This is a genomic window from Janthinobacterium kochi, assembly GCF_051380715.1.
Classification (GTDB): domain Bacteria; phylum Pseudomonadota; class Gammaproteobacteria; order Burkholderiales; family Burkholderiaceae_D; genus Janthinobacterium.
Genome location: NZ_JBNYXO010000029.1, coordinates 1 through 7,461 on the forward strand (window position 1 = coordinate 1; position 7,461 = coordinate 7,461).

Here is a 7,461-nt window from a genome sequence, read left to right on the forward strand (position 1 = left end):
TGGGGCGGGAGGCGCCAATATGGCCAGATGGGGAGCGGGGGGAGCAGAAATCTGTTGCACCTCTATCCCGAGAGTGTGGTATCCGGGAATGATGGTTCGGGTGCGGTGGGATATGCCGGATGGACTAAAACATATTATTAAAGAAAAAATGGTGGAAGTGGAAAAATACGATGAAACAGGAAGTATTTATATCCATTTTTTTCCAAACGATGAAATTAGGGTTGTGGTTTCAATTTACCCCGGATATAGCACTGCTCATCCGATACGTCACTATGGAAAACCGGGAAATATCAATCCTTAGAGGTTTATTGCGATCAATGAAACTCCACTCTTGCACCTTTTCCTGGTTTTTCTTAAACCATCTACGACGCGTGGGAGTTCTATGTTTTCTATTGCCCTATGTGGCGGTAAAGTGAAAAATGACGTAGCATTTTCTATAAGGTGAAAATGATGAAATGGATTATGTATCTTGGCACTGCCTTGCTGTTGAGTGGCTGCGCCCTCAAGGCCAGGCAGGTTGAGCAAGCCGGCCCAAGTCCTACCGCGACGGCGCAGGTGGGTATTGTCAATCATACGGGGAAGTATATTTATTCCGCATCGGTTGATGGGGCGGGAGGGGGGAATATGGCCAGATGGGGTGCGGGGCTTGCCAATATTTGCTGCACATCCATTCCGAGAGTGTGGTATCCGGGAATGAAAGTCCTGGTGCGGTGGAATATGCCTGAAGGGCATACCGATGTTGTCAAAGAAAAAATGGTGGAAGTGGAGAAATACGATGAGCCGGGTGATATCTATATGCATTTTTTTTCCAATGACGAAGTGAGAGTGGTTGTTTCAAATGCAGGAGGGCGTGGGAAAACTCATCCTATTCTTCATTCCGGAAAACCTGCCAATATTCCTTGATATTATGATTAGCGAAACTCCCACTTCCGCGCCGTTTCCTGTCGATTTTTTTCTTGATCCATCGGCGCTTGAACAATCCAAGATTTCTAAGATATTGTGTGAAAATAAAGATGAAGCGCCGTGTAGTATTCCTGTGAGGGTTGGACTTTTCTTTGATGGCACCAATAATAACCTGGAGCGCGATAGGAATGGGGTTAGGACAGGCGTGCTCGATCCGAGAACGAAGAAGCCTATTCCTATAAATAATGTTGTGGTAGACGCCAATGATGCCAGTCATAGTAATGTGGCTCGGCTGTTTTTAGCATATCCTGGTGAAAAGAGCGGATATTATTCATATTACATTCCTGGCGTGGGAACGCCATTTAAGGAAATTGGCGAATTAACTGAATCAGACGAGGGGAAGGCTTTTGCCAGAGGGGGGCAGCCGCGTATTATATGGGGATTGTTGCAGGTTTTAAATGCAATTCATCGAACGGTATACGGAGATGAAACTCCACTATATAAATCAGATAAGGCTGGCGAACTTGCCCGTACTTATGATAATGACGTAGGCCACAAAAAGGTGCCGCATCCCTCGACTGGCAGGGAGCGCTTCATGACCCACTCTGACTGGTTCGCTGAGCATATTGAAAAACTAAAGGAGGCGATGGCGGCACAACCCAAGCCGCATATTCCATCGCTGACCTTGTCCGTGTTCGGTTTTTCGCGTGGCGCCGCCGAGGCGGTGGCGTTTTGCCAGCTGTTTGCCGATTTGCTCAAGCCGGGCGAAGGTGAGGTGCAGAAGTTTGCCGGCATCCAGGCCAGCATCGATTTTCTTGGCGTCTTTGACACGGTGGCAACCGTGGGCAGCTCGGCGTCTGTAGCGAAAACCACGATTGCGCCTGGCGCGATGTTCGATGGCCATTGGGCCTGGGCCAATGAATTGCTCAAGCCGTTGCCATCCTGCGTCCAGGCAGGTCTGCATTGTATTGCCACGCATGAGCAGCGCATGAATTTTCCCGTCACGCGCCTGGAAGGGAAAATCGAGGAAGTATATTTTCCTGGCGTGCACTCCGACGTCGGGGGCGGCTATGGTCCGGGCGAGCAGGGAAAGGGGCGTGGCGGACAAGCGGCCTTGCTGTCGCAAATCCCGCTGGCGCATATGTTCAAGGAGGCGCGCCTCAAGGGCGTGCCCTTGATACCGTTCAGCGAACTGGAACTTCGCGATCAGGATGATTTCCAGGTCAGTCAAGAGCTTGCCAAGGCATGGGAAGCATATACCGCCGAGCTTAACAAGCAAGGCGCCTTGCTGAGCAAGCACATGGAGCTGTATTACCGCTGGCGCGCGGTGCGCGTCAAGACCCTGGAATCCACGGCCAGCTTCAAGGCGGCCAGCGCGCAAGAGCGGGAGGATCTGGGTTCCTACAACCGCTTGCTGGCAGGCGATCTGGAAGCGCTGCGCGCGCGCAAAGCCTTCCGTCATAGTGATGAGGATAAACCGTTCAGCGCCCGGGATATTGCGCGCATCAACCACTGGCAATATTATCGGGCCCAAAATCACACGCCCTTGGACAAATGGGAAGAATTTGCGCTCGATATATTCGATCACCCCAAACCGCTGCCGCCCGAAGTGATGCGTTTTTTTGACGACTATGTACACGATTCCCTGGCCGGCTTTTATATGGCGGGCGAAGTAACGGAATACGACAAGCGGGCCAGGATCGCCTCGTTTGGCAATAAACCGCCTGAAGACGGCTTTTATAAACGCGCGTATGAACTGAGCCGGAAGACGGAAGCCGCGCAACTGAAACAAAAGAATGGCGAAGCATTGACGCCGGAAGAGGAAGCGCTGGTCAAGGAAGCGCAGTATGGCACTCCATATCCGATCCGTACGGATGCCGACAGCGCCGACATGCGTAGCAGGCTGATCACCACGCAAACCTATACGCGGCGCGAGGGTGGCGGTTATATCCTGCGCCGTGGCTATTACCCGCAAAGCGGCTTCTTTAGGAAAAGCGTGCACGAGAAGGAACTGCAACGCATGCCGACGGCCGGCATTCAGGCGAAAGAAGCACCCGAAGAATTTGTGTGGAGCGAAAACTTGATACAGGATATTGCGCAAGCCAAAGCCGATGAAGAGATGTACCTGGCGCAGCAGCGCTACGCAACGCGGATCGAGGCGCTCGCATAGGGCGGTGATTTCAGCGTGGCTGGAGCCGGGTGGATTCATCCGACAATTTTATAGATAGCGATGAAATCATGAATACCTTACTCAAGCACCAACTATGGCGAGGCCTCTTGCTGGCCGCATGTTTACCCGGCGTCGCCATGGCCGCGAGCATTCAGGCGCTGAATTATTCTTCGCGCGAAGTCGATTACATCGCGGTTGAAAATCCTGGCAATACCAACAGCGGCGGCGGTGGCGATTCGATCCGTCCATACGGGCAGGGCGGATCGATATGCTGTTTCAGCGTGCCGGAAAAGTGGCATGCGGACTTGAAGGTGGTGGTGGTCTATCAGTTGTCCCCGGACCCAACCTTTCATCGCGAGACGGTCAGTGTTCCACCGTATCCGGATGGGATGGGAGGCGATATCTGGCTGATCGTCTATGAGGATGGCAGCGTGGGCGCCGTGGTGTCGCTTTACGGACCGAGCCGGCCGGAGTGGCCGGGAAAAATCAAGGGGTATCCGGTACCAACGAAAGAATATCAGGAGCAGCGTCGCAAGGAAAAAATAAAAAGAGAAAAGGCTTGGTTGAACGCTATGGAGAAGGGTTTGACAGAGGATGCTAGTGCGTTGTCAACTGATCAGATTATTGATATTAAAGAGTCAATTGAGCGTAAGAAAAATCTTATAAAATATCTGGAGGATATCAAACCATGACGGCATTTTTGGCTGATATTTATCCTGCTAATAAAAATTAACCATCGGATTTAGTTCAGTTTTTTGACAGGCAAACAGAACTATCAAAAATTGAAAAAATTACTGAAAGAAGAGAATGCCCTTCCATAAGATTTCCTCCCTCATGCGATGCGAATCTGTTTTTCGGCTTCTTCTTCGATGGAACCAATAATAATATAGAGCGGGATGTACCGTTTCACTCGCACAGCAATGTGGCGCGCTTGTATCGTGCATTTCCCGGTGGTAAAGATAAGCATGGCAGCGAGGCCTGGCCGGACTTGGAAACAAAATACCACAAGAGTTATTTCCGCACTTACGTCCCCGGGGTCGGCACGCGCTTCGACGAGGTTGGCGATACGGGGGAGGGATTTAGCATCCTCACCAGCGACCGGGCGTGCGGTCTGGCTTTTGCCTACAAGGGTAAAAATCGCATCATCTGGGCATTGGTGGAAGCACTCAATAATGTGCACAGATATTATACCGATGTCCCCTTGGTGGACGATAAGACGTTTAAAAAGAACTGCAAGTTGGAAGCGCAACTGACCGTTAGCAAGAGCGTCAAGGCCCGCGCGCTGAGTCTTGGCCATTTATGCATAGGGATGAAATCATGAATACCTTACTCAAGCACCAACTATGGCGAGGCCTCTTGCTGGCCGCATGTTTACACGGCGTCGCCATCGCCGCGAGCATTCAGGCGCTGAATTATTCTTCGCGCGAAGTCGATTACATCGCGGTTGAAAATCCGGGCAATACCAACAGCGGCGGCGGTGGCGATTCGATTCGTCCATACGGGCAGGGCGGATCGATATGCTGTTTCAGCGTGCCGGAAAAGTGGCATGCGGATTTGAAGGTGGTGGTGGTTTATCAGTTGTCCCCGGACCCAACCTTTCATCGCGAGACGGTCAGTGTTCCACCGTATCCGGATGGGAAGGGAGGCGATATCTGGCTGATCGTCTATGAAGATGGCAGCGTGGGTGCCGTGGTGTCGCTTTACGGACCGAGCCGACCGGAGTGGCCGGGAAAAATCAAGGGGTATCCGGTGCCGACGAAGGAGTATCGGGCACAGCGTCGTAAGGCAAAAATAGAATTGGAAAAAAAATGGTTAGATACTATGGAAAAAGGATTGGAACGTAATAGCAATAAGATGACGGCTACTGAAATTGATGAATTAAAAGATGTAATTGAGTATAAGAAGAAACTCATCCAAAGTCTTGAGGGAATGCATCCATGACTGCATTTTTGGCCGCTATTTATTCTGCTGAGAAAAATGAGCCAGCAGATTCAGCTAAGTTTTTTGATGACGAGATAGAACTGAAAATATTAGGTGATTTAGTCAAAAAAAGGGAATGCCCCGCCCCAGGCTTTCCCCCCCCTCATGCGATGCGAATCTGTTTTTCGGTTTCTTTTTCGACGGCACCAATAATAATATGAAACGGGATCTGGCATTTCATTCGCATAGTAATGTGGCGCGCTTGTATCACGCATTTCCCGGTGGTAAAGACACGCATGGCAGCGATGCCTGGCCGGACTTGGAAACAAAATACCACAAGAGTTATTTCCGCACCTACGTCCCCGGGGTCGGCACACGTTTCGATGAGGTTGGCGATACGGGGGAGGGATTTAGCGCCCTCACCAGCGACCGGGCGCGTGGCCTGGCTTTTGCGTACAAGGGGGAGAATCGCATCATCTGGGCATTGGTGGAAGCACTCAATAATGTGCACAGATATTATACCGATGCTCCTTTGGTGGATGATAAGGCGTTTAAAAAGGACTTCAATACGCTCAGTTTACCCAGCAAAGTGCAGCCTTCACAGGCGTTGGTGAACGCTTTTACGCTGGCCTTGCAAAAGTTGCACAGCAATTTGCGGCCATTTGTGCCAACCGATGCGCCGCCGAAGAGCGTCAATAAGGGCAGGGTGCTCAATATCTTCGTGTCGATGTTCGGTTTTTCGCGCGGCGCGGCCGAAGCGCGCGCGTTTGCCAACTGGTTTATCTGGTTATGCCAGCTGGATGCGCAACTATGCAACCAGGCTGCGCAACTCGCCGTTATCAAGGACTTCAAGGAGCGTAAGTTAAGTATTGGCACCATTGAGGTGACGTTTGACTTTATGGGCCTGTTCGATACCGTCGCTTCGGTTGGCTTGGCGGCTTCAGCACCCCTCCTGAACGTGGTGGTGGACGGACATGGTGGCTGGGCCGACACCGAAGTGTCGCTCAAAATACCCACGGCACCGGGGCCAAGCAAGTGCCTGCATCTGGTGTCGGCGCATGAAGTGCGCCGGTCTTTTCCCTTGGACTCCGTTGCTCACCTGGGCAATATTCCCGCCAATTGCACGGAAATTGTTTTTCCTGGCGTTCACTCGGACATCGGAGGCGGCTATTTGCCGCAAGAACAAGGGCGCGGTACAGATCCAAGCGGAGGCGACTTGATGTCGCGCATTACGTTGGCCACGATGTACCGGGCGGCGCGCGTGGCTGGGGTGCCGCTGAAGCTGGAAGAGGCCAGTGAAAAGACGAAGCGGGCCTTTCGCATCGATCCGCGCACAATAGCCACCTTCAATGCGTATATCGGCTTTTGCCATGCGCAGCAAGGAGCTGAGCCATCATTGCGGCTCCATAGGGTCATGGAATTCCAGCACATGCTGTACATACAGTGGCGCAAGAAAGTGCTAGGCAAGATGGGAGATTTGCCGAATGTCAAGAATCTGGCAACAAGCTATAAAAGCGGGAAATTCGATTTTACTGATCTCACGATGGCGGACAAAGAGCTGGAGGAAGAGGTTGCTAGCTTTGAGAAGTGGCGCATCGATCAGCGCACGACCAACGGTAGAGGGCAACCCCGTAATCCCGAATGGAAACCCATCGCCGAATTTTGGGACAAACCGGCGCTACCTGCCGAAGTAAGCAATTTTTTTGAACAGTTCGTACATGACTCGCGCGCGTGGTTCAAACCGCTGGGGAAAGACATTCCCGACTTGTGGTATGCGCTGGAATTGCTTGTGGCGCAGGAAGAGCGAGCCCGTGACTGGGAGAGCGGACCGGATGCCGACCCTGGTAAACCCAATCCCTATAATTTGAGCAAGGCTGAAAAAGAGCAATTGCTGCGATACAAAGCGGTCAAAGGCACCGAAAATGAAATGGATGCGATCGAGCCGGACAAGGGCGGACGCGAGAGCAAACTCATGGGCGGTGGCTACTTGCGTTTCCGGCGGATTTACATGGGATCGGATAGCTTCAAGCCGACGGGTGCTCAGTATGCGGGCATGCTGCCTGTTTTGCACAAGGAACAGCGCGGTATCGCGATTGCCCATCACAGATCTGTCGATGCGGTGGAGCAAGCGAAGACGGTGTAAGGCAAGCTAAGTCATTGAGCTACCCGTGCGCTCGGCCGATAGCCGCACATTGCCGGCCTTGCTGGCAGCCTTGACTGAAACGCAGTCTGCGCATTTACTGAGCCCGATCTACAGCTGGTGGTCGCTGCGGCGCGATGGCTCCCTGATCAGTTGGCAGGGCGAGGCGCAGCCCAGTCCCGTCCCTGCGGAGTTTGATAAATTTCCCCTCAGCGACAGCGCCTTTGCCGCCCTGGTGGATATCGCCGAGGCCGACGCCATCCTGGCCAATCTGCATGATGTGCAGCCGGACCTGTTTCATTCCGGCACTCCGGCCGAGTGTCACGCG

The 7,461-nt window shown here is 52.4% G+C and carries 8 protein-coding genes and 1 pseudogene; all 9 read left to right on the top strand.

Annotation, left to right across the window (positions count from 1 at the left end):
• On the top strand, positions 1 to 301 hold a 301-nt coding region (locus ACQ4WL_RS27450; RefSeq protein ID WP_436512865.1), incomplete at its 5' end, for a DUF3304 domain-containing protein.
• A 146-nt stretch (positions 302 to 447) separates the two neighbouring features.
• Positions 448 to 903, top strand: a complete 456-nt coding sequence (locus ACQ4WL_RS27455; RefSeq protein WP_436512867.1) for a DUF3304 domain-containing protein — start codon at positions 448 to 450, stop codon at positions 901 to 903.
• Positions 851 to 3,073 carry a phospholipase effector Tle1 domain-containing protein gene (locus tag ACQ4WL_RS27460; protein WP_436512869.1) on the top strand — a complete coding sequence of 741 codons (2,223 nt, stop codon included), beginning with the start codon at positions 851 to 853 and terminating at the stop codon, positions 3,071 to 3,073. The genes ACQ4WL_RS27455 and ACQ4WL_RS27460 overlap by 53 nt, the downstream gene beginning before the upstream one ends.
• 68 nt (positions 3,074 to 3,141) lie before the next feature.
• The gene (locus ACQ4WL_RS27465) at positions 3,142 to 3,765 is read left to right on the top strand and encodes a DUF3304 domain-containing protein (protein WP_436512871.1); all 624 of its coding nucleotides are present in this window, start codon (positions 3,142 to 3,144) and stop codon (positions 3,763 to 3,765) included.
• Positions 3,766 to 3,995: 230 nt separating this feature from the next.
• Positions 3,996 to 4,394 carry a hypothetical protein gene (locus ACQ4WL_RS27470; RefSeq protein WP_436512873.1) on the top strand — a complete coding sequence of 133 codons (399 nt, stop codon included), beginning with the start codon at positions 3,996 to 3,998 and terminating at the stop codon, positions 4,392 to 4,394.
• The gene (locus ACQ4WL_RS27475; protein ID WP_436512875.1) at positions 4,391 to 5,014 is read left to right on the top strand and encodes a DUF3304 domain-containing protein; all 624 of its coding nucleotides are present in this window, start codon (positions 4,391 to 4,393) and stop codon (positions 5,012 to 5,014) included. The genes ACQ4WL_RS27470 and ACQ4WL_RS27475 overlap by 4 nt, the downstream gene beginning before the upstream one ends.
• Positions 5,011 to 5,214: a hypothetical protein gene (locus ACQ4WL_RS27480; RefSeq protein ID WP_436512877.1), complete on the top strand. Its 204-nt coding sequence runs from the start codon at positions 5,011 to 5,013 to the stop codon at positions 5,212 to 5,214. Before ACQ4WL_RS27475 ends, ACQ4WL_RS27480 begins: the two co-directional genes overlap by 4 nt.
• A complete protein-coding gene (locus tag ACQ4WL_RS27485) occupies positions 5,211 to 7,136 on the top strand; it encodes a T6SS phospholipase effector Tle1-like catalytic domain-containing protein (RefSeq protein WP_436512878.1) in 1,926 nt (641 codons plus the stop codon). Before ACQ4WL_RS27480 ends, ACQ4WL_RS27485 begins: the two co-directional genes overlap by 4 nt.
• 25 nt (positions 7,137 to 7,161) lie before the next feature.
• Positions 7,162 to 7,461 (top strand): annotated as a pseudogene (locus tag ACQ4WL_RS27490) (DUF4123 domain-containing protein); the annotation flags it as partial.

Bases quoted from the DNA above. Each gene is read 5' to 3' on its own strand.
- ACQ4WL_RS27455 (WP_436512867.1), top strand. From the start codon at position 448: ATGATGAAATGGATTATGTATCTTGGCACTGCCTTGCTGTTGAGTGGC.
- ACQ4WL_RS27475 (WP_436512875.1), top strand. From the start codon at position 4,391: ATGAATACCTTACTCAAGCACCAACTATGGCGAGGCCTCTTGCTGGCC.
- ACQ4WL_RS27465 (WP_436512871.1), top strand. From the start codon at position 3,142: ATGAATACCTTACTCAAGCACCAACTATGGCGAGGCCTCTTGCTGGCC.
- ACQ4WL_RS27485 (WP_436512878.1), top strand. From the start codon at position 5,211: ATGAAACGGGATCTGGCATTTCATTCGCATAGTAATGTGGCGCGCTTG.
- ACQ4WL_RS27480 (WP_436512877.1), top strand. From the start codon at position 5,011: ATGACTGCATTTTTGGCCGCTATTTATTCTGCTGAGAAAAATGAGCCA.